Source organism: Oligella sp. HMSC05A10 (assembly GCF_001808335.1).
Lineage (GTDB): Bacteria > Pseudomonadota > Gammaproteobacteria > Burkholderiales > Burkholderiaceae_B > Oligella > Oligella urethralis.
Map to the genome: position 1 here is coordinate 1 of NZ_KV792878.1, position 1004 is coordinate 1004.

1 protein-coding gene is annotated in these 1004 nt (G+C 37.0%); it reads left to right on the forward strand.

Annotated elements, in window-relative coordinates:
* Positions 1 to 908 (forward strand): DUF3800 domain-containing protein (locus HMPREF3144_RS03750; protein ID WP_083290375.1); only part of this gene is annotated, 908 nt, incomplete at its 5' end.
* Between the last annotated feature and the right edge of the window lie 96 nt (positions 909 to 1004).

The following is a 1004-nucleotide window of genomic DNA, read 5'->3' on the forward strand; positions in this document are numbered from 1 at the left end:
TAAAGGAAGTTACACAAAATTATTTACAGGCTCCTCAATGGAGATTTCATTACACAACACTTCAAAAAAGGTATATAGCACCTACAAAATTTGTTGATACTGTCTTTGATTGTTGGGATAACCCCGCCGTCCATCCTTTCTGGTACACAACTGAACTATTCAGACACACATTATGTATATTAATAGATGACATGATGGAAGACGATCTAGACGTTGAGTTTTGGAACTGTTATTTAAAAGACGATTTGGATGGTCTAATCAATATATGCAAAGCCTTGCTGGAAAAAGCTCTATATATTTACGACAAAAGAGCATGTGAAGTCGTCACTGCAGGGCTAAGCTACGCGATAGATAACCCTGATATTTTCACTCTAATATCAGCTAAAGGTAAAAGCGCATATAAAAAACAGACGCCGAATATTATAGCTTTTTCTAGCTTATTAACTGCCACGCATAGGTTTTGCAAAGAGTATGGCGTATCAGTTTCTGAGCTTATTCATGAACAGAGCGATGAATTCAAAGGATCGATGCGGGAGTATCACCGCATGTTTTTTGGTGTCGATTTTGAAGAAGATAAATTCGGTGGTATCCCTCAATTTAAAGAGGTCGAATACGACTTGGGAGAATTCAAATTAGAATCTTCAAAAATATCGTATGGATTACAAGTAGCTGATCTTTTCCTATGGCTAATTCAAAGAGATGTTAAAAATAATAGCCTTGAAGAAACCAAGGCTAAGATATTAGACAACTCTGATGATTTCGTTATTTCAAGATCAATGTCTTTAGCAATTATCCAAGCTAGGCACTATCAATTAATGCAGCAAGAACTAACGCCTGAGATGATAAAAGCAGGCAAAGAGCTAAATAAAAAAATTAAAGCCAACCAAAAAGCAGCAATGGATAAGTGAATATAACAAGCGCATATTGGCGGACTAGTTTTTTGCTGCGCTCCAAACCAGCCGCAAATGCGGGCGTTAGCCAGATGGAAATACTGTAATGAAAGA